Below are 26225 nucleotides of genomic sequence, written 5' to 3'. Positions count from 1 at the left end.
CAACGCCCGCGGCGTGCTGTTCAGCGAGGAGTCGCAGAAGGCGACCCAGTTCATCCAGCTCGCCAACCGGTCGCACACTCCCCTGCTGTTCCTGCACAACACGACCGGCTACATGGTCGGCAAGGAGTACGAGCAGGGCGGCATCATCAAGCACGGCGCCATGATGATCAACGCGGTGTCGAACTCGAAGGTGCCGCACATCTCGGTCCTCGTGGGCGCCTCCTACGGTGCCGGGCACTACGGCATGTGCGGCCGCGCCTACGATCCGCGCTTCCTGTTCGCGTGGCCGAGCGCCAAGTCCGCGGTCATGGGACCACAGCAGCTCGCCGGCGTGCTGTCCATCGTGGCCAGGCAGGCGGCGGCGAGCCGGGGCCAGGAGTACAACGACGAGCACGACGCCGCGATGCGGACCATGGTGGAGAACCAGATCGAGGCCGAGTCGCTGCCGATGTTCCTGTCCGGCATGCTCTACGACGACGGCATCATCGACCCGCGCGACACCCGAACGGTGCTCGGCATCTGCCTTTCCACGATCCACAACGGACCGATCAGGGGCGCCGATGGCTTCGGCGTCTTCCGGATGTGAGCCATGATCACCACTTTGCTCGTCGCCAACCGGGGTGAGATCGCTCGCCGCGTGTTCCGCACCTGCCGCACGCTCGGCATCTCGACGGTTGCCGTGTACTCGGACGCCGACGCGGACGCGCCCCATGTGCGCGAGGCCGACGCCGCGGTCCGGCTTCCCGGTGTCACACCCGCCGACACGTACCTGCGGTCGGACCTGATCATCGACGCCGCCCGGGTCTCCGGCGCCGACGCCGTCCACCCCGGTTACGGCTTCCTGTCGGAGAACGCGGCGTTCGCCCACGCGGTCATCGAGGCCGGCCTGACGTGGGTCGGCCCGCCACCGACGGCCATCGAGCAGATGGGCTCCAAGATCGAGTCCAAGCGGCTGATGGCCGACGCCGGGGTACCGGTGCTGTCCGAGATGGACCTGGACAAGCTGACCGAAGCCGATCTTCCCGTGCTGGTCAAGGCATCCGCTGGCGGCGGCGGCCGGGGCATGCGTGTGGTGCGTTCGCTCGACGACCTGACCGCACAGGTCGAGGGTGCCCGTGCCGAGGCGGGGTCCGCGTTCGGCGACGACACGGTGTTCGTCGAGCCGTACCTGACGACGGGCCGGCACATCGAGGTCCAGATCATGTGCGACCAGCACGGCACGGTCTGGGCGGTCGGCGAGCGGGAGTGCTCGATCCAGCGGCGCCACCAGAAGATCGTGGAGGAGTCGCCGTCCCCGCTCGTCGAGCGGTTCCCCAGCATGCGGGCCGAACTGTTCGGCGCCGCCCGCAACGCGGCCAAGGCCATCGGTTACGTCGGCGCCGGCACGGTCGAGTTCCTCGCCGACGACACGGGCCGGTTCTACTTCCTGGAGATGAACACGCGGCTCCAGGTGGAACATCCGGTGACCGAGTGCGTCACCGGCCTCGACCTCGTCGGCCTGCAGGTGGGCATCGCCGAAGGTCGCCCGCTGCCACCGGGTCCGCCGCCATCGCAGGGCCACGCGATCGAGGTCCGGCTCTACGCCGAGGACCCGGCCGCGGACTGGCGACCGCACAGCGGCACCCTGCACCGGTTCGAGGTACCGGGAGTCGCTTCGACGTTCGCGATCCCGCTCGGCGCCGGCATCCGGCTGGACTCCGGAGTGGACAGTGGCACGGTCGTGAGCCCGCACTACGACCCGATGCTGGCCAAGGTGATCTCCGTCGCCCCGACCAGGGATGTCGCCGCGCGAGCACTCGCGGCCACGCTCACCAGGGCCAGGATCCACGGCGTCACCACCAACCGCGACCTGCTGGTGAACATCCTGACGCACCCGTCGTTCCTGGCCGGCGACACCGACACGGCGTTCTTCGACCGCCACGGCCTGCCGGAGCTGGCGACCCCACTGGCCACCGAGGACACCGTCCGGCTCGCCACGCTGTCCTCGGCACTGGCCGACGCGGCGGCCAACCGCGTGGGCGCACGCGTGCTGGGCCGGATCCCCAGCGGGTGGCGCAATGTCGCCGCCGCGCCGCAGCGCAAACGTTTCCGTGCCGGCGAGACCGAACACGAGGTCACCTACCGGCTCGGCAGGGACGGGCTGGTCGGGCACGAGGGTGTGCGGCTGATCGAGGCGCGGCCGGACGAGGTGGTGCTGGAGGTCGACGGGCTGACGCGCCGGTTCGAGGTGGCGCGGTACCCCGAGCTGTTCTGTGTGGACACTCCACTCGGGTCGGTCGCCCTCGTTCCCGTGCCGCGGTTCGCCGACCCCGCCACGCACGTGGCCGCCGGGTCACTGCTCGCCCCCATGCCCGGCACGGTCGTCCGCGTCGCGGTGAGCCAGGGCGACCGTGTCACGGCCGGACAACCGTTGCTGTGGCTCGAGGCAATGAAGATGCAACACCAGATCAACGCACCGGCCGACGGCGTGATCGCCGAGCTGGGTGTGGGGACTGGTGACCAGGTCGAGGTAGGGCGTGTACTGGCCGTGGTCAGCGCTGAGGAGAAGTCATGACTGGGTTTACTGAAACGGACGAGCGTCAGGCGCTGCGGGCGGCGGTCGCCGACCTCGGCAAGCAGTACGGCGGGGAGTGGTTCCTGCGCAAGGCACGCGGCGGGGAGAAGACCGCCGAGCTGTGGGACGCGGCCGGCAAGCTGGGCTACCTCGGCGTGAACGTGCCGGAGGAGTACGGCGGCGGTGGTGGCAACATCGGCGACCTGGCCGCGGTGGCCGAGGAGCTGGCCGCGCAGGGATGTGGGCTGCTGCTGATGGTCGTGTCACCGGCCATCTGCGCGACGATCATCGCCCGCTTCGGCACCGAGGAGCAGAAGCAGTCCTGGCTGCCACGCTTCGCCGACGGCTCGCTGCGCATGGCCTTCGCCATCACCGAACCGGACGCTGGCTCCAACTCACACGAGATCACCACACACGCCCGCCGCGACGGCGACGAGTGGATCCTCAACGGCCGCAAGGTGTTCATCTCGGGCGTCGACGAGGCAGAAGCCGTGATGGTGGTCGGGCGTTCGGAGGACGCGCGGACCGGCAAGCTGAAGCCCGCGCTGTTCATCGTGCCGACGGACGCGCCCGGGTTCGAGTACCAGCCGATCGAGATGGACATCATCTCGCCGGACAAGCAGTTCACGCTGTTCCTCGACGACGTGCGGCTGCCGGCCGACGCGCTCGTCGGCTCGCAGGACGCGGCGCTGCTGCAGCTGTTCGCCGGCCTCAACCCGGAACGGATCATGGCCGCCTCGTTCGCGATCGGCATGGGCCGGTACGCGCTGGCCAAGGGCGTCGAGTACGCGAAGACCAGGACGGTGTGGAACGCCCCGATCGGCGCGCACCAGGGCGTCGCGCACCCGCTCGCCGAGGCGAAGATCCAGCTGGAGCTCGCGAAGGTGATGACACAGAAGGCGGCCGCCCTGTACGACGCGGGTGACGACGTCGCGGCCGGCGAGGCGGCGAACATGGCGAAGTACGCGGCCGCCGAGGCGTCGGTCAAGGCGGTGGACACGGCCGTCCAGGTGCACGGCGGCAACGGCCTGACCGCGGAGTACGGGCTGGGCGCGCTCGTGTCGGCGGCCCGCGTGAACCGGATCGCACCGGTCAGCCGGGAGATGATCCTGAACTACGTGGCGCAGAACACCCTGGGCCTACCCAAGTCCTACTAATGACCGAAGTACTACGGGAGCCGCAACAGGACCGCAGCCGGATGACCCGGCAGCGGCTCCTGGAGGCGGCCATCGAGTGCCTGGCCGACGTGGGCTGGTCGGGCAGCACGGTCGCGGTGGTGGCGGAACGGGCGGGCGTCTCCCGCGGCGCCGCCCAACACCACTTCCCGACCAGGGAGGACCTGTTCACCTCCGCGGTGGAGTACGTCACCACGGAGCGCCTCGCGATGCTGCGAGCGCAGGCCGCCGACCTCCCGGCCGGCCCCGACCGGGTCCGCGCGGTACTCGCACTGGTCGAGCGCATGTACACGGCACCGCTGTTCCGCGCGGCCATCCACCTGTGGGTGGCCGCGACCTCGGACGAGCGGCTGAGTGAGCGCATCACCGGGCTGGAGGCACAGGTCGGCCGGGAATGCCACCGCACGGTGATCGACCTGCTCGGCGTGGACGAGACCCGGCCAGGCGTCCGCGAGGCCGTGCAGGCCACGCTCGACCTGGGCCGCGGCCTGGGCCTCGCGAACCTCCTCACCGACGACACCCGCCGCCGACGCCGCGTTTTGGACCAGTGGGCGACGATGCTGTCGGCCAGCCTGGTCAGCTGAGCCGCGACGAAATATTCCGGGAACGTGATCGCCCGGATGATCGTCTCATCCATCGTGGCAGAGGGACGGGTCAGGAACCCGTGGGCGAATTTCGGTGTGCTGGCTCCACTCGTCCCGCTCGGTGGGGTCGCGATGGCGCTGCTCGCGGTCGCGGCGCACGGTGGGGAGTACGGCTGGCTGGGTGTCGTGTTCGCCGCGCTCGGGTTCGCGGTGCTGCCGGCTTTGCGTGGCCTCCTTCCCTCGTGGCCGCTGTCGGCCGCGTTGCTCGGGGTGGCCGCGTGGTACGCCGGCAGCGGGCTGTGGTCACCGCAGCCACCGTTCGACGTCGCCGACCGGTTGCTCGGTGAGAATCTTCCCGGCATTGGCCGCTACACCGCGTTTCTGTCGCTCGTCCTGAGCACGGTGGGGATGATCGCGGCGAGCGTCCTCGCGTACCGTCACCGGGACGAGGACTGGACCGAGTTGCCCACCCGTGAGCCGGCGGCGGTTCGCCGGTGGGTGGCCTTGCTGGCCGCGGGAGCGGTGCTGACCGGCGGCGCCTGGCTCGGCGGCGCCATCTGGGCCGGCCGAGCCGCGGCTGCGGTCGTCGCCGAAACCGAGGATCGCACGACGGCCGCTGAGGCGCCGGACCCGCGTTCGGAGCCGCCGCGAGGCCCGGAGAAGGACCTCGCCCTTCTGTGGAGCCAGGGTGACGACGTTCGCTACGGCGACCAGGCCGCGCTGGTGCCCGGCACGGACACGGCGGTGGCGCTCGGCTTCGAGGCCGGGGTGGGAACCGAGTACGGACTGTTCGTGCTGGACGCCAGGACCGGTGAGGAGCGGTGGCACTACTGGATCCGGGACATCGTGAACACCTCTCCCGGAGGCTTCATGGGCGTGGTCGTCGGCATGCGAACGAATACGCTGCTGGCGGTCGTGAGCAATGTCGGGATTCTGTTCGACCTGGACACCGGGCAGGTCAGGAACCGGTTCGCGCTTCCCCCCGTGCCGGGGGAATCGACGTACCGGGTGTTGTCCGACTCACCCCTTCGCAACGACCGCTCGGTGATCCAGCTGAGCAGCCAGCCGGTCGGCTACCTCACGGCACGCGGTGAGGACGTCGCCACGCTGCTGAGCGTCGATCTGGACACCGGCGAGGTGCACACCGCGGACCAGGCGCCGAGCGGCGAGTGCCACTACCAGTACGCCGGACAGTCCACAATGGACGACGGCGCCTTTCTCGTCCGTTCGGGCCGAGGGTGCGAACGATCCGCGGTGCTCTCGATGACGCGGGAGCGGATCGCGGAGACCTTCGACCTGCCCGCCGTCGAACAGGAGGCGACCACCTGCTCCGAACAGGAGTGCGACGGCCCGGCCGTGTCGGTCGCCGACGGGCGGCTCGTGGTCAATGTGGGACGAGAGCTGCTCGCGTTCGATGCCGACCAGCCACTGTGGACCTCACCGGTGCCGGAGCAGACGCAGGCCACCGCCGTCGGGGACGCGCCGCTCAGGGTGGTCGTCGAGACGCCGACGGACACGACGGTTCTCAGTGGCGACACCGGCGCGCCGCTCGGCCCTCTCGCCCCGCTGCCGGGCACCGGTAACGGCGCGGAGGTCACGCCGGACACCGGGTGGTACCGAGTCAACCGGCTCGACGACCAGACCATCGAACTGGTCCAGGTCGACCTCGACTCGCTGACCGTGGTGTCGCGCAGTGAGCCGGTGTCGTGCGGGCTCCGTCTCGCATCCGATCCACCCCCGCTCAGCGCGGCGAGCGGACGGCTGCTGATCACGTGCTGGCCCCTCGACGGTGAGTTCAGCATGACCGTGCTCGGTCGCTGAGCCCGGCCTCAGGGGGTGATGTCCTCCAGCGTGACGTCCGCCAGTAGCTTCAGGCAGTCCGGCAAGGGTTCCGTGTGCACGACGCCGAGCCGCTGCGTGGCCCGGGTCAGCGCCACGTAGAGGTCCGCCGTGCCCGCCGGGCCGGCCATGATCGTGGCCGGTTCCACGACGATCACGCCGTCGAACTCGAGGCCCTTCGTGGCGCGGGGTGGAAGCAGCAACGCGTCCACGTTGAGCGTCGACCCGTCCGGTGCGATCACGACGATCGTGCCCTCGCCGACCTCGGCTTCCATGCGGGCCACCATCTCCGTCACGACCGGGGCCAGATCCTCCGGCGTGGTGCGCCGGGACCACGGTTGGACTCCCGTCGACCGCACGGACTTCGGTGGCTGCACCGAGTTGTCCATTGTGTACAACACGGACGCGGCGACGTCCATCACCTCGGCCGGCATGCGGTAGTTGATGGTCAGCTGACGGTAGGCCCACCGGTTCGGCACGTACTCGTCGAGCATGGCCGCCCACGAACGGGCGCCTGCAGGGGACTCGCGCTGCGCCAGATCGCCGACGATCGTCATGGATCGGCTGGGACAGCGTCGCATCAGCGCTCGCCAGTCCATTTCGGACAGTTCCTGCGCCTCGTCGACGACCACGTGTCCGTAGGTCCACTCGCGGTCCGCCGCGGCGCGTTCGGCCAGCGACCGGTGGTCCCGCTCCTCCTGCCGTTCTGCCAGCTGGGTCGGGTCGAGGATGTCGACCGCGCGCAACATCTCCTCGTCCGGGTCCTCGTCGGTGTCGAGGATGTCGAGGACGCCCCGCGCGTACGCCAACTGCTCCCGCCGCGTCTGCTCCGCCTCCTCGTCCGACTCGAACGCGCCGAGCAGCTCGGCCGCCTCGTCCAACAGCGGCACGTCCGACACGGTCCACGCGTCCCCGCGCTCGCGATAGAACGACGCGGGCGCGTGGATGGCCGCCAGCCGCTTCCGCGACGTGTACAGCTCGGTGAGCAGGCGCCGCGGCGACAGCCGGGGCCACAGCAGTTCCACCGCCTCGGCGAGCGCGTCGCTGGAGATCAGCTCGCGGCGCACGTCCGCGGCGAGGTCGCCGGCCAGGTCGGGGGTGTCGCGGGCGTCCAGCCAGCCCTCGCCGATCCGGTCGACGGCCTGCTCGGCCAGCTCGAGGATCAGGGCGTCACGGAAGATCTCCTGCGCCCGGTTGTGCAGACGGCCCGACGTCCTGGCCCGCTCCCGTGCCTTCCCTGCCGTGAACTCGTCGAGCTCCACGGTGACGTCGTCCAGCTCGATCTCGATGGGCGTCGCCGGCACCTCCTGCCGGTTCGCCACGGCCGCCCGCACGAGATCGATCATCGCGAGGCTGCCCTTGAGCTCGCGGTTCGGGTCCGGCATGCGGGTCTTCACGTCCGGCAGCAGCTCGCCGGGGGTGGCGAACACCACGTCGGTCTCGCCGAGCGAGGGTAGGACCCCGCCGATGTACCGCAGGAAGCCCGTGTTGGGCCCGATGATCAGCACACCGCGGCGGGACATCCGCTCGCGGTGCGTGTACAGCAGGTAGGCGACCCGGTGCAGCGCGACGACGGTCTTGCCGGTGCCGGGGCCGCCGTCGATGACGACCACCCCGTTGCGGCCGAGACGGATGATCTCGTCCTGCTCCGCCTGGATCGTGGCCACGATGTCGCCCATCGTGTCCGACCGGGGCGCGTTGAGCGCGGCGAGCAACGCCTCGTCACTGTCCGCGACACCGTGAGCGAGCACGTCGTCGTGAAATCCGAGAACGCGCCGCCCCCGGGTCCGGAAATGACGGCGGCGGGTCACCCCTTCCGGATTGGCCGCGGTGGCCACGTAAAATGGCCGCGCCACCGGGGCGCGCCAGTCGGTGAGCAGTGGTTCGTAGTCGTTGTCCTCGTCGAACAACCCAATTCGCCCGATGTAGGTGGTTTCGGCGGACGTGTGGTCGAGGCGCCCGAAGCAGAGCCCGTTGTCGGCGACCCGAAGCAGGCCGATCCGCTTGGACAGCGTGGTAGCGGCCACATCACGTTCCCACAGGGCCTCCGTTGTCTCCGCCGTGCTGTCGAGCAGCACCCCGTCGAGCTTGCCGGACGCGATGGACCGCTCCGCGTCCAGGCGCGCGTAGAGAAACGCGATACGCTCGCGTTCCGCCTGCAATTCCGCGTCGTAACTGCTCTTTGACAAATGGGCCCCTCGGCTGGTACAATCAACTCGATTTCGGTTGTCCAACTGTTTATTATCGGAATAACCGACCATTGATTATGACCCGACTTCGGGTGTTTGCCAAACCGCCTGCATGCAACCCGGTTCGTCACCGTGCGTCCACGAGAGCATGCGTTACTGCTCGGCGGGCTGGGGCTGGCGGTCGGGCCGGCGCGTTCGCCGGCCAGCGGCAGCGGCGGGACCTTCTTGGTCTGACCGGTCCGGACGGCGAGATCCCGGACGTGCCGGCCGGCAGGTCCTCGGTCGACCGGGTCCGCTCGGCGGCTCGTGGGCGGGACGTCGACCTGGCGATCATGCGGCCCGCCGCGCACCGGCCAGCCTGCCCGTGTGTCTCGCCCATCACGGCCCCGGGTTGGCTGGCCGACCGCGGCCTGCCCACGCCGGAGGCCAGTAGCCGCAACGCTTTCCGCGACGAACGGCGTTGCGTCACACCACCCGCGTACCGCTCGGGATCTGGTGCGGCACAGACGATCCCCTGCGAGTCATGCCGGACGTGATCGACTTCATAGGGAGGCGAGTCGGCGGTCGGGGTACCCGCGCCGGGTGAAAACTTTGTGGGTGTACGCCCATCCCGACCCGCGGTCGTTGAACGGCGCGCTGCGGGATCACGGCGTCGCGGTGTTGCGGGAGCACGGGCACGACGTGCGCGAGTCCGATCTGTACGCAATGGACTGGGATCCCGTGGTGCGGCACGACGACTTCGGGTGCGACCCGGACTCGCGACTGGACGTGCTGACCGAGTCACAGCGGGCGTTGGAGAACGGGACGCTGCGGGCGGACATTCGCGCCGAGCACGACAAGCTGCGCTGGGCGGACACGCTCGTCGTGCAGTTCCCCCTGTGGTGGTTCGGTATGCCGGCGATCCTCAAAGGATGGTTCGACCGGCTGTTCGTGCAGGGCTTCGCCCAGGGCGTGCTCGACCCGACCACGGGCCGAGCACGCCGCTACGGCGACGGCGGCCTGACCGGCAAACGCGCCATGGTGATCACCACCGTCGGCGCGAACGCCGCCACCACAGGCCCACGAGGCATCCACGGCGAACTGGACGAGGTCCTGTTCCCACTGACGCACGGCACACTGTGGTACCCCGGCATGACGGTCGTCCCGCCGTTCGTCGTCACCAGCGCGCTCGCCATGACCGACGACGAGTACAACGAGACGGCGAAGCGCCTCACGGAGCGGTTGCTGACCCTGCCGGACACCCCACCGATCCCGTTCCGCCGCCAGAACGGCGGCGACTACGACGACCACCTTGTGCTGCGCGACGAACACGCCCGGGGCGAAACGGGCATCGGCATCCACAACACGTGATCACACGGGCGATGTCGCGCCGTCGCTGACGTGCAGGACCGCGTCGGCGATGTCGAGGGTCGCCTGGTCGAGCGGGAAGTAGCCCTGTCGAGGGGTGGGGTCGGTGCGCGTGTGGGCGGGCGGGACCGTGGTGGGCGCGACCAGACCCCAGGTAGACACGCGGCTCTGCAGGAAGCCCTCGAAGGTGTCCGCCTCGGGTTCGCCCAGCCCGATGGAGTCGCAGCGGCCCATGCTGCCGGCGATGAACCGGTACTGCTCGCCCACCAGGGACGCCACGATGCCGCCGGCGACGAAGAAGCTGATGTCCATGTTCGCCATGCGGATGGTGCCCGGATTCCGCTGCAGGTGGAGGTTGTGCGCGAAGACCAGCGTCGCACCCCGCCTTGCCTCGGCGCGCCGGATGTCGAGGAGGTTCTGTGCCATGAGCGAGTCCCGGGTGGCCGTCAGTCCGTACAGGCGGTCGCGCTCCTCGACGCGTTGTGCCGACCGCTTGTGGTAGCGGAGCAGACCGAGACCGGCGGTGAGGTGTGTCGCGGCCCTGTGCCACTCGGTACGTGAGGTCTTCGCGATCAGTTCCGGTGTGCGTGCGTAGAGCGTGGTGAGCATGTCGTCGGCGATGACGCGGAGCTTCTCGGCGTCGGCCGTGGCGCCGACCGACATGGCCGGGTCCAGGATCGCCTCCGTGCGGCTCCACCGTTCGTCGTCGCCGGCGAGGCTCGCGAGGTCGAGGTCGAGTGCCAGGTAGTCGCGGGCGTGTTCGAGGTAGCGCCGTGGGCTGGGGGCGCTCATGTTCTCCGTGGGGGCGTCGAAGCCGTGGAACGCCAACCGTTCCGCCGGTGGCCGGTGCTCGTTGTAGTCGCGCATCCAGGCGACGAGCTGCCGGTTGGCATCCAGGTCGCCGAAGCCGTGCGAGAAGCCTTCGCGCATCGCCTCGTCGAGGGTGCCAAGGCCCTCCTGGACGAAGTCGTTCACGGTGAGCGCGGCCACGCGGTCGGACTCGAGGGCGATCGACCGGAAGCCGTGTTCGATCAGCTGGGCGAACAGCTCGTTGCGGACCCACCCGAAGGCCGGCGCCAGATGCGTCGGCTCGCCGAACGCCAGCAGCTCACACGACGGGGTGAGGAAGTCTCGAATATCCATGTGCGATAAGCGTATCTTTGAAAACTCCGTTGAGACTCTGACCGGCTCGTTCGAGGTCGTGTGCGGTAAAGTCTCAAACCGGTGATCACCTTGCGACCAGCCGACCTCGCCCGCGAGCACGGCATCTCGACCCAGGCGGTCCGCAACTACGAGCAGGACGGGTTCATCCCGCCCGCCGAGCGCACGCACAGCGGCTACCGCATCTACACCGAGGTGCACGCGGCCGCGCTGCGCACCTACCTCGCCATGGTCCGGGCCTACGGACACTCGACCGCCGGCCGAATCATGCACGCCATCCACGACGACGCCCTCGACGACGCCCTGATGACCATCGACCGCGGCCACAGCCAGCTGCTCCAGGACCGAAGCACCCTCGACGCGGTGCGCAAGGCGATCGGTCACCTGACGGCGGAGACGCCGGACCGGCCAACGGACGCCACCCCCCGAACCATCGGCGAACTCGCACACCTACTCGGCGTCACCGCGGCGACCGTGCGCAACTGGGAACGCGCCGGCATCCTCGTCCCCGCACGAGACCCGGCCACCGGACACCGCGTCTACCAGGCAACCGACATCCGCGACGCGGAACTCGCCCACCTCCTCAGACGCGGCGGCTACCCGCTGGAGCACATCGCCACCGTCGTGCAACAGGTCCGAACGGCCGGAGGCACCGACACACTGGCCACGTCCCTCGAAGACTGGCAACGAAAGCTGACCCTCCAGGGCCTCGCGATGCTCGATGCGGCCGCTCTGCTGAGCCACTACCTGAGCATGCGCCCAACGTCCGCGAAGGACGGCTGAAGGACGACCCGAGGCTCACGCGGGACAGCGGGCACCCGACCGTGCACTCACCCAGCAGGGACCGGTTGAGGCGCACGAGTGTCCCTTTCGCTCGGACTCGTCGGCGAAAGTTGTCCACAGGGGGCGCGCGACCAGGGGTTTTGTCTGTGTCGGTTGGTACGATGGCCTCGGGGTGGCCCCCCGGGTATGGGTGGGGGATGCCTGCGCAACCATCTGTGTTGGCGTTGATCATGAACGGGTCGTCGCGGGCTGTTGGCGGGCGATGTCTCCACGATGCCCGTGGGGGGCGTTGAGCGTTCCGAGAGTGCACCGATTTCAACCCGTCGTTGCAACGGGGGATTGTCCGCAGAGTACGCGGTTGAGGGATTGGGTTGGGGTGAGCCAGCCGAGTGTTTGGCGGGGTCGGTTGTTGAGTTGGGTGGCGACGTGGGTGAGGTGTTCGGCGTGGTGGCCTCGCAGGTCAGTGCCTTTGGGGAAGTATTGGCGGAGCAGGCCGTTGGTGTTCTCGTTGCTGCCGCGTTGCCAGGGCGAGTGGGGATCGCAGAAGTAGATGGCCATGTCGGTAGCGAGGGTGATGTCGGCGTGGCGGGCCATCTCGTTGCCCCGGTCCCAGGTCATCGACCGTCGTAACTGGTGCGGGAGGGTCTGGATGGCTTCGATCATCCGGTCCCGGACCTGGATCGCGTCGTGCCCGTCGGGCAGGTGCAGCAGCATCACGAACCGGGTCGAGCGCTCCACCAGCGTGCCGATCGCGGACTTGTTGCCTTGTCCCATGATCAGGTCGCTTCCCAGTGCCCCGGCACCGCCCGATCCTCGGCCTCGGCCGGCCGTTCGCTGATCATCACCATGTTCGCGATCCGTGGTTTGCGGGCGGCGGCTTGCCGGCGAGGTTTGCGGATCGCGCGGCCGGTGCGCAGACACGCGGCCAACTCACGGCGCAGTGCGCCGCGGCCTTGGACGTAGATGGCTTGGTAGATCGTCTCGTGCGACACCCACAACTCCGGCCGGTCCGGGAACTCCTGTTTGAGCATGGCCGCGATCTGGGTCGGCGACCACAGTCGCTCCAACCGAGTCTGCACCCGCGCCCGCAGTTCGGGATCAGCGGCCAACTTCGCTATCTTCGGCCGCCGCGCTCGCACCCGGGCAGCGGTGTCGGCGGCCACCGCCCGATACTCTGCCCGACCACCGTTGTTGTTGACTTCCCGGCTGACCGTCGAGGTAGGACGGCCCAACCCGCGGGCGATCTGGGCGAACGATTCCTTCGCGATCAACCCTCGGGAGATCTCCTCCCGCTCCACCAACCTGAGGTAGCGATCACCCAACGGACGGGGTGCGTTTCCGATCACCCCACCAGCCTCACGAAACCACCGCCGCCCGGTCTCGTGCGACACACCAGCCAACCCACAAGCAGGCCTGACCGGGTGACCCGCCGCCACCAACTCCCAAAACCGCACCACCACCGACCGAGGCAACCGAATCACACCAGCCATCACAAACTCCCAGCTCACAGAGGGTGTTGCAACGACCACTAGAAACCGCCTGCCCTTCAGGACATCCGGAACGCCCAGGCCGCGCTGGTGCGATCAGCGGCGTCGTGAAAGACGCCTTTCGCGTCGTTGAGCCCAGATTCACCGATGGTCATGGTGGCTCGGGGCGCGGCCAAGTGGACTCGCTGCGCCCTGAGGTCACGGGGCGATGGCGACTTGGACGGGCGGCCGTGCACCGCCAGCGTGAGGAGGGTGTCCTTCACCACACCGCTCACGTCGCGCTGGCCGTTCACGAATGGCGCGTTCACGCTCCGGGCGATGTCTCGAAAGACGCGCTCATGTCGTTGAACGTCCCCATCGCGTCTTTCATGACACCAGCCATGTCCCCAACGCGTCCTTCCCGACGCGACACCCGACACGATCATCGGTGGATCGAGGTTGAAGGTTCTCAGCGCGTCGTTCGTGGCGACGGCGATGTCCCGATCGCGTCTTTCGGGACACCAAGGCCGGCAAGGCTTCGCGGGTCGGGCGCGTCGCGCCCGACCCGCGAAGCGGGCTCTGCCCGCCGCAACCGCAGAGCCGCGAGCCACCGCGACCTTTGGCAGGTCAGCGGCGGCGGATGCTGATCGGTAGGCCGTCCTTCGGGCGGGGGAGGGCCGTCGGGTCCCACTGCACGTGGTAGTCCTGCGGGATCGTCCACTCGAAACGGCGGACCAGCTCGTGCGCGATGGTCTTCACCTCGTAGGTGCCGAAGTGCATGCCGATGCACTTGTGGGCGCCGCCGCCGAAGGGCATGTACGCGTAGCGGTGCGACTTGTCCTCGCGGCGTTCTTCCGAGAAGCGCAGCGGGTCGAAACGGTGTGGCTCGGTCCAGTACTCCGGCAGCAGGTGGTTCAGCCACGCGAGGGTGGTCACGAACACGCCGGCCGGCAGGTGGTGGCCGAGAAGTTCGGTCTCCTTCACGGTTTTGCGCACCATCCACGGCACCGGCGCCACGAGCCGCATCGACTCCTTCAGCACCAGGTCCAGCGTCGGCAGCTCCTGCAGCAGCGGCACGGTCAGCGGTTCGTCGCCCAGTGCGAGGGATTCCGCGCGTACCTTGTCCTGCCACTCAGGGTGCTTGCCCAGGTAGTAGACGAGCGAGGACGTGGCGATGGTGGCCGTGTCGTGTGCCGCCATCATCAGGAAGATCATGTGGTTGACGACGTCGTCGTCGGAGAACGTCTCGCCCTCGTCGGTGCGGGCGTGGCACAGCGCGGCGAACAGGTCGTCGGAGTCCGAGGCGCGCTTGGCCGGCAGGCTGCTGCGGAAGTAGTCCTCCAGCACCTTGCGGCCGTGCAACCCGGCCGCCCACCGGCCACCCGGCACCGCAAGGCGTACCAACGAGGTGCCGGCCCGCACGGTGTCCACAAAGGCCCGTGTCAGCTTCGTCGAGTCGCCGCCGAGCGCCATGGCCATGAAGATCTTCGTCGCCACGTCCAGCGTCAGCTGCTTGAGCGCGGGGTAGACCTGGAAGTCGTCCTGCGTAGACCATGACTCCACACTGGACCCGACGACCGAGCCGACCTGTGCCATGTAGCCGGACAACCGGTCCCCGGTGAACGCCATCTGCATGATCCGCCGGTGGTAGATGTGCTCGTCGAAGTCGAGCAACATCAGGCCCCGGTTGAAGAACGGGCCGATGAAGTACTCCCAACCCTGCTGGGAGAACGCCTTCTCCCGGTTGGCCAGCACCTCCTGCGTGGCGTCCGGTCCGGAGGCCGACACGACGTTCACGCCGAACGCCTTCACCCACGAGATCGGGCCGTGCGTCCGGTACCGCTTCATCGCGTAGTTCAGGCCCAGCCGCAGCATCTCCACACCGTGGCCAAGGAACGGCAACCCGGAGTCACCGGTGATCGGCTTCAGCCCGGGCGGTGGGGTGGTGAGGTTCTTGCGCGGCCAGTCCTTGTCCATCAACCACTGGTCGAGCGCGTTCTTCTGTAGCTCGAACGGGGCCTGAGTTTCCGTGGTCATGCCTGCCTCCCAGCGTCGAGCACTTTCACCGCGAGCTCGGTCAGTTCGGCCGCGATCCTCGGGCGGGTGAGCAGCCTGGGGGTGCGGGCGAGGTCGTTCACAATAGTCAGGGCCGTGTGGACGACGATCTTGGCGTCTGGTTCGGACAACTCGGATTCGGCACGCAGCGCGCGCACCCACTCGGCCACGTACGCACGCTGCAGCCGGAGAAGCTCCTTGCGGTCGCGTTCGGGCAGGTTACGTGCCTCGCTGGCGAAGTTCGCCATGATGTTGTCCGACCGCAGCACGGTGTCCACATAGGACGTCGCGAGCGAGCGGCGGGCCAACGAGGGCGGCAGCGCCCGCGCTTCCTCGGCGTCGCGCGTCAGCCGGTCCGCCATCCGGTACCCGCCCGCCACGAGGATCGCCGCCTTGCCGGGGAAGTACCGGTAGATGCTCGGCCCGGCCATGCCCGCCCGCGCACCGATGTCCTCCATGCTCACGGCCGCGTACCCGCGTTCGCGGAACAGCGACAGCGCGGCGGTCAGCAACTCCTCGCGGCGCGAGCCCGCGACACCCGGCAGCGCCATGCCCGGTACGGCGTCGGACAGCGTCACCGGGCCGCCCTGGGGCACCTCCCACGCCATGACCGCGGCCGCGAGCCGGGTCAGCAGGTCCTCGAAGCGTCGCCGCGGCAGGCTCACGTGGTGGACCGACACGCTCCCGAACACCGACAGCGTCGCCCACCCCAGCAACTCGGCGTCACCGGCGGACAGGTCCGGGCGCACGTCACGCAGCGCGATGGCCCACTGCGAGATCAGTTCCGCGCCCCGGTACCGGATCTTGGTCCGGTCCGCCTCCGCGAGGTGCCGGCCCTCCCAGCGCCACAGCGCGGTGACCTCCCGCCGGTCGACGGCCAGCGCCGCGATGGCCCGGAGCAGCGCCGTGAGCTGGTCGGCGGGGGTGCCCGGGGTGGCCAGCGCATGCTCGGTGGCCAGGCCGAACGTGTCCATGCCCGACAGCAGCACGTGCGCGAGGATGTCCTGCTTGCCGCGGAAGTGCCGGTAGACGGCGGGCCCGGTGACCCCGGCGGATCGCGCGATGTCGTTCACGCTGACCTGGTGGTACCCGTGTTTGCGGAACAGCTCGGCCGCGGCCTCGGCGAGCTGCGCCTTGCGGTTGCGTGGTCGCCGCATCGGGGACGACTTGGAAGTCTCCGCCACGCCTCTGTTCCTCCAAATGGGGCAGTCCCGATCAAGCTAGCGGACGCCCAACGCTGTTGGCAACGCGCCAATCCACGCACCCTAAGTTAACACCCATTAGCGCGGTGGGCGCCACCTCCGTACTCGCGGGTAACCTGATGTGGGGCACGCCACCAAATCGGGCACCGTGCGTTGACAACGACGGATCCGGTGCCAACATGTTAATCAGTATTAGCCCTCGAGAGGACCCCTGGCTGTGGCTACCGAAGCTTTCGTCTACGACGCGATCCGCACCCCGCGCGGCCGGGGTAAGAAGAACGGGTCGCTGCACGGCACCAAGCCGATCTCGCTCGTCGTCGGTCTCATCGACGAGCTACGCAAGCGCAACCCCACGCTCGACGTCGACCGGGTCTCCGACCTGCTGCTTGGGGTGGTCACACCCATCGGTGACCAGGGCAGCGACATCGCCAAGACCGCCGCGATCGCGGCCGGGCTGCCCGACACCGTCGGGGGCGTGCAGCTCAACCGCTTCTGCGCCTCCGGGCTCGAGGCCGTCAACATCGCCGCCCAGAAGGTCGCGTCCGGCTGGGACGAGGTCGTGATCGGCGGCGGCGTCGAGTCCATGTCCCGAATCGCGATGGGCAGCGACGGCGGCGCGTGGGCCATGGACCCGGCCACCGCCTACGACACCTACTTCGTCCCGCAGGGCATCGGCGCCGACCTGATCGCCACGATCGAGGGCTTCTCCCGCGAGGACGTCGACGCCTACGCGGTGCGTTCCCAGCAGCTCGCGGCCAAGGCGACGAGCAACGGCTACTTCGCCAACTCGATCATCCCCGTGGTCGACCAGAACGGCATCACCGTCCTCGACCACGACGAGCACATGCGGCCCGAGACGACCCTGGAGGGCCTCGGCAAGCTGCCGCCGTCGTTCGCGGCGATCGGCGACATGGGTGGGTTCGACGCGGTGGCGCTGCAGAAGTACCACTACGTCGAGAAGATCAACCACGTGCACCACGCCGGCAACTCCTCCGGCATCGTCGACGGCGCCGCGCTGGTGCTCGTCGGGTCCGAGCAGGCCGGCAAGGACATGGGCCTCACGCCGCGTGCCCGCATCGTCGCGACCGCCACGTCCGGCGCCGACTCGACGATCATGCTCACCGGCCCGGTACCGGCCACCGAGAAGCTGCTCGCCAGGACCGGCCTGACCGTCGACGACATCGACCTGTTCGAGCTGAACGAGGCGTTCGCGTCCGTCGTGCTGAACTACCAGCGCAAGCTCGCCATCCCGGACGAGAAGCTCAACGTCAACGGCGGCGCCATCGCGCTGGGCCACCCGCTCGGCGCGACCGGCGCGATGATCCTCGGCACCATGGTCGACGAGCTGGAGCGTCGCCAGGCCCGCCGGGCCGTGATCACCCTCTGCATCGGCGGCGGCATGGGCGTCGCGACCCTCATCGAGCGCGTGTAAGGAACCGACACTCAATGACTGAGACCATTCGCTGGGAGAAGGACGCCGACGGGATCGTCGTCCTCACGTTGGACGACCCGAACCAGTCGGCCAACACCATGAACCGCGACTACGCGGCGTCCATGGAGTCCACTGTCACCCGGCTCGAGGCGGAGAAGGACGACATCACCGGCGTGGTGATCACGTCGGCCAAGAAGACGTTCTTCGCCGGCGGCGATCTCAAGGACATGATCGAGGCCAAGGCCGACCAGGCCAGGGAGGGCTTCGACTTCATCCAGGGCATCAAGGCGCAGTTCCGCCGGCTGGAGACGCTCGGCAAGCCGGTCGTCGCGGCCGTCAACGGCGCCGCGCTCGGCGGTGGCCTGGAGATCGCACTCGCCTGCCACCACCGGATCGCCGCGGACACCAAGGGTTCGAAGATCGGCCTGCCGGAGGTCACGCTCGGCCTCCTGCCGGGTGCCGGCGGCGTCACCCGTACCGTGCGGCTGCTGGGCATCCAGAACGCGCTGCTGTCGGTGCTGCTGCAGGGCCAGCAGTACAACCCGGCCAAGGCCAAGGAAATCGGCCTCGTGCACGAGGTTGTGTCCACTGTGGAAGAGCTGCTGCCGAAGGCCAAGGAGTGGATCAAGGCCAACCCCGAGGCCGCGCAGCCGTGGGACGTCAAGGGCTTCAAGATCCCCGGCGGCACCCCGTCGCACCCGGCGTTCGCGGCGAACCTGCCCGCGTTCCCGGCCAACCTGCGCAAGCAGCTCAAGGGCACGAACATGCCGGCGCCGAGGGCGATCCTGTCCGCCGCGATCGAGGGCGCGCAGGTCGACATCGACACCGCGCTCACCATCGAGTCCCGTTACCTGCTGGAGCTGCTGTCCGGCCAGGTCGCGAAGAACATGATCAAGGCGTTCTTCTTCGACCTGCAGCACATCAACTCCGGCGGCTCGCGGCCCGAGGGCTACGAGAAGTTCACCGCCCAGAAGGTCGCGGTCCTCGGCGCCGGCATGATGGGCGCCGGCATCGCGTACGTGTGTGCCCGCGGTGGCATGGAGGTCGTCCTCAAGGACGTCTCCCAGGAAGCCGCTGACAAGGGCAAGGACTACTCGGTCAAGCTGTTCGAGAAGGCCGTGTCCCGCGGCAAGGTCACCCGCGAGAAGGCCGACGAGACGCTGGCCCGCATCAGGCCGACCGCCAACGTCGAGGACCTCGCCGGGGCCGACCTCGTGATCGAGGCCGTGTTCGAGAGCACCGAGCTCAAGCACAAGGTGTTCGCCGAGATCGAGCACGTCGTGGCGCCGGACGCCGTGCTGGGCTCCAACACCTCGACGCTGCCGATCACCGGCCTCGCAGAAGGTGTGAAGCGGCAGGAGGACTTCATCGGCCTGCACTTCTTCTCGCCGGTCGACAAGATGCCGCTGCTGGAGATCATCGTCGGCGAGCAGACCAGCGACGCGACGCTGGCCAAGGCGTTCGACGTGGCGCAGCAGATCAAGAAGACGCCGATCGTGGTCAACGACTCGCGCGGCTTCTTCACCTCGCGGGTGATCGGCACGTTCATCAACGAGGCCGTCGCGATGGTCGCCGAGGGCGTCAACCCGCAGTCGGTCGAGCAGGCGGGTTCGCAGGCCGGTTACCCGGCGCCGCCGCTGCAGCTGCTGGACGAGCTGACGCTCACCCTGCCGCAGAAGATCCGCAAGGAGACCAAGGACGCGGTCATCGCGGCAGGCGGTGAGTGGACCGAGCACGCCTCGGAACCGTTGATGGACCGCATGGTCGAGGAGTTCGACCGCAAGGGCAAGTCGTCCGGTGCGGGCTTTTACTCCTACGCCGACGGCAAGCGCGTCGGTCTGTGGAAGGGCCTGTACGAGCACTTCACCAAGGACGGGCACGAGATCCCGTTCGAGGACATGAAGGAGCGCATGCTCTTCGCGGAGGCGCTGGAGACCGTCAAGTGCTTCGACGAGGGCGTGCTGCGGTCGGTGCCGGACGCCAACATCGGCTCCATCATGGGTATCGGCTTCCCGCCGTGGACCGGTGGCGTGATCCAGTACATCAACGGCTACGAGGGCGGCGTCGCCGGCTTCGTGGCGCGGGCCCGCCAGCTCGCCGAGCGTTACGGTGACCACTTCCTCCCGCCGGCCTCGCTTGTCGAGAAGGCGGAGAAGGGTTCGACGTTCGAGTAGCGAACACGTTGGCCTGAGCGGGCCGCCGGTGTCTGGACTGACGAGCACGGAGATCCCCTGCGCGACGGAGGAGCCCAGGGGGTCTGCGCGCGCAGGAGGGAAGACGCCGGGTTGAGGCCCGCTCAGCGCCGAGCGGAGCGAGGCCATGTCACGGTTTCCCTTTTGGGCAGCTCTGTGCTCCGTTCAGACCTTCTTGTTCCCCCGGTCTGTCTCTGTTGGTGAAGAGGCGCTAACGCGATGAACGTGGAGTGACGACCTCCCCACGTTCCATTGCCAACCGGAAGGAACGAGATGCGAAGATCCATCCGAGTAATCCTCACGGCGGCGTCGGCCATAGCGCTGGCCCTGACCGCGAACTCCACCGTGTCGGCCGCGCCGGAGAGAGGCGGCGCGGAAGGTGCGGAGGACGGGGTTCTCGTTGCCATGCAACGGGATCTGGGCCTGACCGCCACGCAGGCCAAGGCGTTGCGCACCCAGCAGGCGAAAGCGGTCAAACTCGACGCGAGCCTGCGTGCCTCGCTGGGTTCGACGTTCGGCGGATCGTGGTTCGACGCGAAGGCCGGCAAGCTGGTCGTCACCGTCACCGACAAGGCGAAGGTGGTCGAGGTGACGAAGGCCGGCGCGCGGGCGGTCGTGGTCGACCACAGCGAAGCCGACCTGCTGGCCGTCACCGCCTCGCTGGACGCGTTGTCCGGCAAGGCATCCGGCGCGACCCGCGCCGCCAACGGAAAGTCGTCCCTGACCGGCCTGGCCGGCTGGCACGTCGACCCGAAGACCAACAGCGTGGTCGTGACGGCGATCAAGGGACAACAGCAGACGGCGGCACGCAACGCGATCGCGAAGTTCGGCGACGCCGTGCGGTTCGAGGAGACCGACAGGGCGCCGACGCGGACCGCCGACTACATGGACGGCGGCGACGCGATCAACTTCAGCAGCTGCTCGGCGGGCTTCAACCTGCGCAACCCGTCCACCGGTCAGGGCTACCTGCTGACCGCCGGCCACTGCACCGCCGCCGGTCAGGCCAACTACGGCCAGGGCAGCGTGTACTTCGGCCCGACGGTGTCGAGTTGGTTCCCGACCTACGACGACGCCTTGATCCGCAACGACAACCCCGGCTACTGGATCCAGGGCCCGTGGGTCGACTACAACCCGTCCAACGGCGGCTTCATCAACGTCAGCGGCCACAGCGACTCGCCGGTCGGCACGGTCATCTGCAAGTCCGGTATCACCACCCTCTGGACCTGCGGCTACATCACGGTGAAGCGCGAGACCGTCGTGTACAACGGCGACCCGTACTACACCGTGTACGGCCTGACCCGCCACTCCGCGTGCGTCGAGCCGGGAGACTCGGGTGGCGCCAACGTCGCGGCCCTTTCGGTGTGGTCACCGGAAGGCGTGACGAGCGGCGCGTCCCTGTACTGGGACGGCAGCCGTTACCGCTGCGGCCAGGTCTTCGGCGCCGTGAACGTGTCGTGGTACTACCCGATCGGCCTCAGCCTGCCCTACTACAGCGCGGTCTACGGCGTGACCACCTGGTGACAGTCCACAAGTGATCGTCTACAAGTGACGGACGCGGCCCGGTACGCCGGGCCGCGTCTGCCACGGGTGGGGGCCGGTGAGGGGGCGGTACTCGACGCCCAGTGCGTCCAGTCGCGGGAGGTGGTGCCGGGTCAGGCGGGACTCGAACTCCTCGTAGTCGCGATTCTTCTGGCTCCACACGACTTCCGCGAACGCCGCGAGTCTCGGGAACGCCGCATAGTCCACCCGGCGCGGGTTGTCGAGGTGCTCGGTCCACACCTGCGCCTGCGCACCGAGCACCCGCGGCGACTCGATCGGCTCGTACGCGTACATGTCCTCGAGCGTCCGCAGATACCCGACCGGGATGGGCTCGTCAGGATGGTCCGACTGCCGGTGGTCCAGGTACACGTGCTCCTCCGGGCACAGCACGAGATCGTGTCCGGCGGGTGTGCTCAGCCACGCGCCGATGACCGTGTTCGGAGGCAGCGGACCGGCGTCGTCCCAGGCCATTGCTCGGCGGCCCAGTGACTCCAGGTGTGTCACGAGCTGGCCGAGGAACCAGCCGCGCAGGTCGTCCACCTGGGATAGACCGCGGGAGGCGGCGTAGGCCGAGGAAGCGGGGTCAGTCGTCCACTGTGTCGTGGGTACCTCGTCGCCGCCGATGCAGATCACCTGTGACGGGAACACGGACACCACGTGAGTGAGGACCTGGCGGTAGAAGTCGACCGTCAGGTCGTTCACCGCGAGGATGTTGTCGTTGATGCCCCAGCGGGTCAGCACCTCCAGGGGCTGGCCCGTGACGCCCAGCCACGGATACGCGGCGATGGCGGCCTGGCTGTGGCCCGGCACGTCGATCTCCGGCACGACCGTGATGTGCCGTTCCGCCGCGTAGGCCACGATCTCCCGCAGGTCGTCGACCGTGTAGTAGCCGCCGTGGGGGCGGCCGTCGTGGCCCGGGGTGCCGTCCGGAGGTCGGCCGACCCACGAACCGGCCCGCCACGCGCCCACCGTCGTGAGGCGGGGGAACGCCGGCACCTCGATCCGCCAGCCCTGGTCGTCGGTGAGGTGGAAGTGCAGCACGTTCAACCGGTGCACGGCCATCAGGTCGAGGAAGCGCAGTACGGCCGCCTTCGGCATGAAGTGCCGCGCCACGTCCAGCAGACAGCCCCGCCACGAATACCGTGGCCAGTCCTCGATCACACCGCACGGCAGAGCATACGGTCCACTGTGGAGATCGACCGCACGGAACGCCCATGGACCGAGCAGCTGGCGAAGTGTCTGCCGGGCATAGAAGAAACCGGCCGGGTCGCTCGCGGCCACCTCGACGCCCGCCGGGGAGATGGTCAGCCGGAAGCCTTCCGCGGGCAGCGAGGAATCCGAGGAGATCACCGGCGACGGGGGCTCGTCCAGTACAAGGGTGCCGCCCGTGGGCGTCACCCGCACCGGTCGGGGGAGAAGCGTATCGAACGAGGTCATCCCTTCACCGCTCCCGCCATGCCAGAGACCAGATGCCGCTGTACGAGCACGAAGAACACCAGCACCGGCACGGTCATCAGTGTCGAACCCGCCATGATCGCACCCCAGTCCTGTTCCTCCGGCTTGAAGAACACCAGTAGTCCCAAGGGGAGCGTCCGGTTCTCCGTGCCTGAGATGAGGAACGTCTTGGCGAACAGGAAGTCGTTCCACGCGTGGATGAACGACACCACGCTGGCCGCCACCAGGCCCGGCGCCACCAATGGGAACAGTACCTGCCAGGTGAAGCGGAAGCGGGACGCGCCGTCCAGGGCCGCCGCCTCCTCCAACTCGGCCGGCACGGCCGCGACGAAACCCCGCAGCAGCCAGATCGCGAACGGCAGGCTGAACGCCAGGTGCACCAACACCAGCGAGCCAAGCTGGTTCAACCCGATGGCCGGCGCCACCTGGCCGAACGACCGCAGGAGGAAGAACAGCGGGATCGTGAGCGCCTCCACCGGCACCATCTGCGCCACCAGCAACATCACCACCAACACCGTCCGGCCGCGGAACCGGAACCTCGTCAGCGCGACCGCCGACAGGAACGACACCAGCAACGACAGCGCGACCACCGCCACCGCGACGATGACGCTGTTGACGAAGTACAGCCCGAAGTTCTCGACGTCCAGCACGCGGCGGAAACTGTCCACAGTGGGCGCGGCCGTCCACAGCCGAGTGGACTGGAGCTCACCGGCCGGCTTGAACGCCGACAACACCATCCAGTACAGCGGAAACGCCACGACCGCTGCGATCACCACGCACACGGCGTCGACGACGAGCTGCCCGCGCCTCATCGCACACCTCGCTGGGCCCGCACGTACAGTCCGGTGATCATCAGCAGGATCGCGGTCATGACCACACCGATCGCCGCACCCAGCCCGTACTCCTCGCCGGCGAATGCCTTCTGGTAGGCGAACACGTTGAGCACGAGGTTCTGCCCTGCCACGCCACCGCCGTTCGTCATCACGTAGATCTGGGTGAACACCTTGAAGTCCCAGATGATCGACTGGATCGTCGCGATCATGAGGATCGGGCGCAGGATCGGCAGGATCACGGCGGTCGCGGTGCGCCGGGTGGACGCGCCGTCGAGTGCCGCGGCCTCGATCACCTCGCGCGGGATCGCCGTGATACCCGCGTACATCGTCACCATGACGAACGGGAACGAACACCAGATGATCTCGCCGGCGACGAGCCCGAACGCCGAGTACCGCTCGAAGATCCAGGAGTGACCGCGCATCCCGCTGAACCCGAGGCTCGCGAACACCTCGTTCACGAGCCCGAAGTCCTGGTCGAACAGGAACAACCACACGTACGAGCCTGCCATCGTCGGCGTCGCCCACGCGCCAAGCGCCGCCAGGAACAGCAGCGTGCGTGGGATCCGCCTGGCGCGGCTCGCGAGCACGGCGAGCGCGGTGCCGACGAGGAGCGTGCCAGCCACACACACCCCGGCGAACACGATCGTCGTGACCAGCACTGTCCAGAACCGTGGATCGCTCAGCAGCTCGACGTAGTTGTCCAGCCCGAGGAACACGAGCGGCGCCGCGCCACTGGCCTGCGGCTGCCCGTAGTCGTAGAGCGAGATGACGACCAGCTGGTAGATCGGGTACGCCATCAACGCCAGCAGCACCACGCCCGCCGGGACGAGGTAGAGCAGGGCGGCCCGCCCGTCGCCGCGCCGGACTCCCGGTTCACGGGGAGGTGCCGGCACGGCGACAGGAGGCCGGAGTTGGGTGGCTGTCAAGACGTCTCCTCGCACGCTCCGTGGCGCCGGAACGCTCCGCAGGCTCCGCTACACCGGCGCCCTCCGCGAGCGAGGTGACGTCCTGAGTGCTGATGGTTCGCTCCGCAAGCTCCGCTCACTGTCAGCTGCCGAAGGCTTCGTTCATCTGGGTCGCCGCCGCGCTCGTCGCCGCGTCGACGTCCAGCTGACCGGTCGCGATCTGCTGCACGGCCGTGGCCAGCACGCCGGCCGCGTCGATCTTGGTCCAGGCCGGCGTGCTCGGCACGAACCGAGTGCCGGCCTGGGCGGTCTTGATGAACGGCGCCAGGAACTTGTCACCCTTCGCGATGCGGTTCTGGACGTCGGAGAACGTCGGCATGTTCCCCATCGCGCCGAACATCTTCTCCTGGTACTTCTTGCCGCCCAAGAGCTTCACGAACTCCAGCGACAGCGTGTACCGGTCGGTCGAGCGGAACACGCCGAGCAGGTTGCCACCGGCGAACGCGGGTGCGATCGAACCCGACTTGAGGCCAGGCAAGGGAACCACGGCGTACTTGTCCTTGACGGCGCCGGCGTCGATGGCCGCCCGGTTGAAGTCGCCGCCGATCGTCATCGCGGCCTTGCCGCCGGCGAACGCCGCGACGGACTGACTGCCGGTGAGCTGCGCGCACGCCGCGGGCGGGCAGATGTCGTCGTGGAGCAGCTCGGCGTACTGGCGCAGGCCGGCCCGTGACTGCTTCGAGTCGATTGTGGACTTCCAGGCGTCGCCGTCCTGTTTGGCCAGGTCGCCGCCGTTCGCCCAGATGTAGGGCAGGAACGAGAACTGGGACTTGCCGCCGACCGCCATGCCGTACAGGTCCGGCTTCGCGGCGCGGATCTCGCGGGCGGTCTCGGTGAGCTCGCCGAGCGTTTTCGGCGGCTCGAGGCCCAGCTCGGTGAACACGTCGGTGCGGTAGTAGAGGGCGCGTGTGCCGGTGTACCACGGCACGGCGTACGTCTTGCCGTCCACTGTGGCCGTTTCGAGGACCTCGGGCACCAGGTCCTTGCTGTCCGACCAGGCCTTGATGTCGTTCGTGAGGTCGGCGAACCCGTTGGACGCGGTGTAGCCGGCGAGGTCGGTGTTGCCGAACTCGGCGACGTCGGGTGCGCTGGCGGGGTCGTTGAACGCGCCGTTGAACCTGGCCGCGCGTGTGTCCACCGGCAGGTACTCGACGTTGACGGTGACGCCCGGGTGTGCCTTCTCGAACTCGGCCTTGGCCTCGTTGACCACGGCCTCCTTCGGTGCGTTCGACGGCTCCTGGAAGAGCCAGACCTGCAGTTCACCGGTGGTGGCGCCGACCGTGGCGCCGGCCGAGGCGGTCTGCTGCGGGCTTTCGTTCGAGGCCTGCGGTGGCGCGCAGGCGATCGCGAGAACGCCGATCGCGGCAACCAACAAAGTCCGACGGGTTTTCATGACAGGGACCCTCCGTTGCACTATGCGCAATGGACGTTCTGCGATTTGCAACGGATGCTAA

General features: G+C 68.6%; 19 protein-coding genes and 1 pseudogene. 10 read left to right on the top strand and 10 right to left on the bottom strand.

From position 1 onward, the window contains the following. The 5 genes from VF106_RS05710 to VF106_RS05690 form a co-directional block, all read left to right on the top strand. A partial coding sequence (locus VF106_RS05710) for a carboxyl transferase domain-containing protein (RefSeq protein ID WP_330838494.1) occupies nt 1–586 on the top strand: 586 nt, incomplete at its 5' end. Nucleotides 587–589: 3 nt separating this feature from the next. Continuing rightward, nucleotides 590–2554 carry an acetyl/propionyl/methylcrotonyl-CoA carboxylase subunit alpha gene (locus tag VF106_RS05705; protein WP_330838493.1) on the top strand — a complete coding sequence of 655 codons (1965 nt, stop codon included), beginning with the start codon at nt 590–592 and terminating at the stop codon, nt 2552–2554. Beyond that, on the top strand, nt 2551–3711 hold the full coding sequence (locus VF106_RS05700; RefSeq protein ID WP_330838492.1) for an acyl-CoA dehydrogenase family protein: 1161 nt from the start codon (nt 2551–2553) through the stop codon (nt 3709–3711). Before VF106_RS05705 ends, VF106_RS05700 begins: the two co-directional genes overlap by 4 nt. Next, nucleotides 3711–4313, top strand: a complete 603-nt coding sequence (locus VF106_RS05695; RefSeq protein ID WP_330838491.1) for a TetR/AcrR family transcriptional regulator — start codon at nt 3711–3713, stop codon at nt 4311–4313. Before VF106_RS05700 ends, VF106_RS05695 begins: the two co-directional genes overlap by 1 nt. 36 nt (nt 4314–4349) lie before the next feature. Next, complete coding sequence (locus tag VF106_RS05690; RefSeq protein WP_330838490.1) at nt 4350–6134, top strand: hypothetical protein; 1785 nt, start codon at nt 4350–4352, stop codon at nt 6132–6134. 8 nt (nt 6135–6142) lie between these two features. Here the strand turns inward: VF106_RS05690 and VF106_RS05685 are convergent, their stop codons facing one another. Next, nucleotides 6143–8341 carry a helicase gene (locus tag VF106_RS05685; protein ID WP_330838489.1) on the bottom strand — a complete coding sequence of 733 codons (2199 nt, stop codon included), beginning with the start codon at nt 8339–8341 and terminating at the stop codon, nt 6143–6145. Nucleotides 8342–8923: 582 nt separating this feature from the next. Between VF106_RS05685 and VF106_RS05680 the strand changes: the two genes are divergently transcribed. Then, on the top strand, nt 8924–9691 hold the full coding sequence (locus tag VF106_RS05680; protein WP_330838488.1) for an NAD(P)H-dependent oxidoreductase: 768 nt from the start codon (nt 8924–8926) through the stop codon (nt 9689–9691). Here VF106_RS05680 and VF106_RS05675 read toward each other — a convergent pair whose 3' ends face one another. After that, complete coding sequence (locus VF106_RS05675) at nt 9692–10831, bottom strand: erythromycin esterase family protein (RefSeq protein ID WP_330838487.1); 1140 nt, start codon at nt 10829–10831, stop codon at nt 9692–9694. An 81-nt stretch (nt 10832–10912) separates the two neighbouring features. Here VF106_RS05675 and VF106_RS05670 point away from each other — a divergent pair, with 81 nt between their 5' ends. Then, nucleotides 10913–11632, top strand: coding sequence for a TioE family transcriptional regulator (locus tag VF106_RS05670; RefSeq protein ID WP_330838486.1), 720 nt, complete (start codon nt 10913–10915; stop codon nt 11630–11632). Between the two features lie 315 nt (nt 11633–11947). Here the strand turns inward: VF106_RS05670 and VF106_RS05665 are convergent. From VF106_RS05665 to VF106_RS05650, 4 genes and pseudogenes are all read right to left on the bottom strand, one after another. Continuing rightward, nucleotides 11948–13122: pseudogene (locus tag VF106_RS05665) on the bottom strand (IS30 family transposase). Nucleotides 13123–13178: 56 nt separating this feature from the next. After that, complete coding sequence (locus VF106_RS05660) at nt 13179–13427, bottom strand: hypothetical protein (RefSeq protein WP_330838485.1); 249 nt, start codon at nt 13425–13427, stop codon at nt 13179–13181. A 298-nt stretch (nt 13428–13725) separates the two neighbouring features. Beyond that, complete coding sequence (locus VF106_RS05655) at nt 13726–15135, bottom strand: cytochrome P450 (protein ID WP_330838484.1); 1410 nt, start codon at nt 15133–15135, stop codon at nt 13726–13728. Then, entirely contained in the window at nt 15132–16337 is a 1206-nt protein-coding gene (locus VF106_RS05650; protein WP_330838483.1) for a TetR/AcrR family transcriptional regulator, read from the bottom strand. Before VF106_RS05650 ends, VF106_RS05655 begins: the two co-directional genes overlap by 4 nt. A 235-nt stretch (nt 16338–16572) precedes the next feature. Here VF106_RS05650 and VF106_RS05645 point away from each other — a divergent pair, with 235 nt between their 5' ends. The 3 genes from VF106_RS05645 (at nt 16573) to VF106_RS05635 (ending at nt 21500) form a co-directional block, all read left to right on the top strand. Next, nucleotides 16573–17787 carry an acetyl-CoA C-acetyltransferase gene (locus VF106_RS05645; RefSeq protein WP_330838482.1) on the top strand — a complete coding sequence of 405 codons (1215 nt, stop codon included), beginning with the start codon at nt 16573–16575 and terminating at the stop codon, nt 17785–17787. Between the two features lie 14 nt (nt 17788–17801). Beyond that, nucleotides 17802–19961, top strand: a complete 2160-nt coding sequence (locus tag VF106_RS05640; RefSeq protein ID WP_330838481.1) for a 3-hydroxyacyl-CoA dehydrogenase NAD-binding domain-containing protein — start codon at nt 17802–17804, stop codon at nt 19959–19961. Between the two features lie 291 nt (nt 19962–20252). Then, entirely contained in the window at nt 20253–21500 is a 1248-nt protein-coding gene (locus VF106_RS05635) for a S1 family peptidase (protein ID WP_330838480.1), read from the top strand. Nucleotides 21501–21518: 18 nt separating this feature from the next. Here VF106_RS05635 and VF106_RS05630 read toward each other — a convergent pair whose 3' ends face one another. The 4 genes from VF106_RS05630 to VF106_RS05615 all read right to left on the bottom strand — a co-directional run bounded on the left by VF106_RS05630 (nt 21519) and on the right by VF106_RS05615 (nt 26164). Continuing rightward, nucleotides 21519–22955: a beta-N-acetylhexosaminidase gene (locus VF106_RS05630; protein ID WP_330838479.1), complete on the bottom strand. Its 1437-nt coding sequence runs from the start codon at nt 22953–22955 to the stop codon at nt 21519–21521. Next, the gene (locus tag VF106_RS05625) at nt 22952–23785 is read right to left on the bottom strand and encodes a carbohydrate ABC transporter permease (RefSeq protein ID WP_330838478.1); all 834 of its coding nucleotides are present in this window, start codon (nt 23783–23785) and stop codon (nt 22952–22954) included. Before VF106_RS05625 ends, VF106_RS05630 begins: the two co-directional genes overlap by 4 nt. After that, nucleotides 23782–24732: a carbohydrate ABC transporter permease gene (locus VF106_RS05620; RefSeq protein WP_330838477.1), complete on the bottom strand. Its 951-nt coding sequence runs from the start codon at nt 24730–24732 to the stop codon at nt 23782–23784. The genes VF106_RS05625 and VF106_RS05620 overlap by 4 nt, the downstream gene beginning before the upstream one ends. Before the next feature lie 121 nt (nt 24733–24853). Continuing rightward, nucleotides 24854–26164, bottom strand: a complete 1311-nt coding sequence (locus VF106_RS05615; protein WP_330838476.1) for an extracellular solute-binding protein — start codon at nt 26162–26164, stop codon at nt 24854–24856. Between the last annotated feature and the right edge of the window lie 61 nt (nt 26165–26225).

Origin of the sequence: Actinophytocola sp. (assembly GCF_036378875.1) — a bacterium.
GTDB lineage: Bacteria > Actinomycetota > Actinomycetes > Mycobacteriales > Pseudonocardiaceae > Actinophytocola.
The sequence above is the reverse complement of the archived record's forward strand: the minus strand, read 5'-3'. Positions and strand labels throughout refer to the sequence as shown.

What these genes read in the sequence shown, in the direction of transcription:
- VF106_RS05640 (WP_330838481.1), top strand. Translation starts at nt 17,802, where the DNA reads ATGACTGAGACCATTCGCTGGGAGAAGGACGCCGACGGGATCGTCGTC.
- VF106_RS05625 (WP_330838478.1), bottom strand. Translation starts at nt 23,785, where the DNA reads ATGAGGCGCGGGCAGCTCGTCGTCGACGCCGTGTGCGTGGTGATCGCA.
- VF106_RS05655 (WP_330838484.1), bottom strand. Translation starts at nt 15,135, where the DNA reads ATGACCACGGAAACTCAGGCCCCGTTCGAGCTACAGAAGAACGCGCTC.
- VF106_RS05615 (WP_330838476.1), bottom strand. Translation starts at nt 26,164, where the DNA reads ATGAAAACCCGTCGGACTTTGTTGGTTGCCGCGATCGGCGTTCTCGCG.
- VF106_RS05675 (WP_330838487.1), bottom strand. Translation starts at nt 10,831, where the DNA reads ATGGATATTCGAGACTTCCTCACCCCGTCGTGTGAGCTGCTGGCGTTC.
- VF106_RS05705 (WP_330838493.1), top strand. Translation starts at nt 590, where the DNA reads ATGATCACCACTTTGCTCGTCGCCAACCGGGGTGAGATCGCTCGCCGC.
- VF106_RS05700 (WP_330838492.1), top strand. Translation starts at nt 2,551, where the DNA reads ATGACTGGGTTTACTGAAACGGACGAGCGTCAGGCGCTGCGGGCGGCG.
- VF106_RS05690 (WP_330838490.1), top strand. Translation starts at nt 4,350, where the DNA reads ATGATCGTCTCATCCATCGTGGCAGAGGGACGGGTCAGGAACCCGTGG.
- VF106_RS05630 (WP_330838479.1), bottom strand. Translation starts at nt 22,955, where the DNA reads ATGACCTCGTTCGATACGCTTCTCCCCCGACCGGTGCGGGTGACGCCC.
- VF106_RS05635 (WP_330838480.1), top strand. Translation starts at nt 20,253, where the DNA reads ATGCGAAGATCCATCCGAGTAATCCTCACGGCGGCGTCGGCCATAGCG.
- VF106_RS05695 (WP_330838491.1), top strand. Translation starts at nt 3,711, where the DNA reads ATGACCGAAGTACTACGGGAGCCGCAACAGGACCGCAGCCGGATGACC.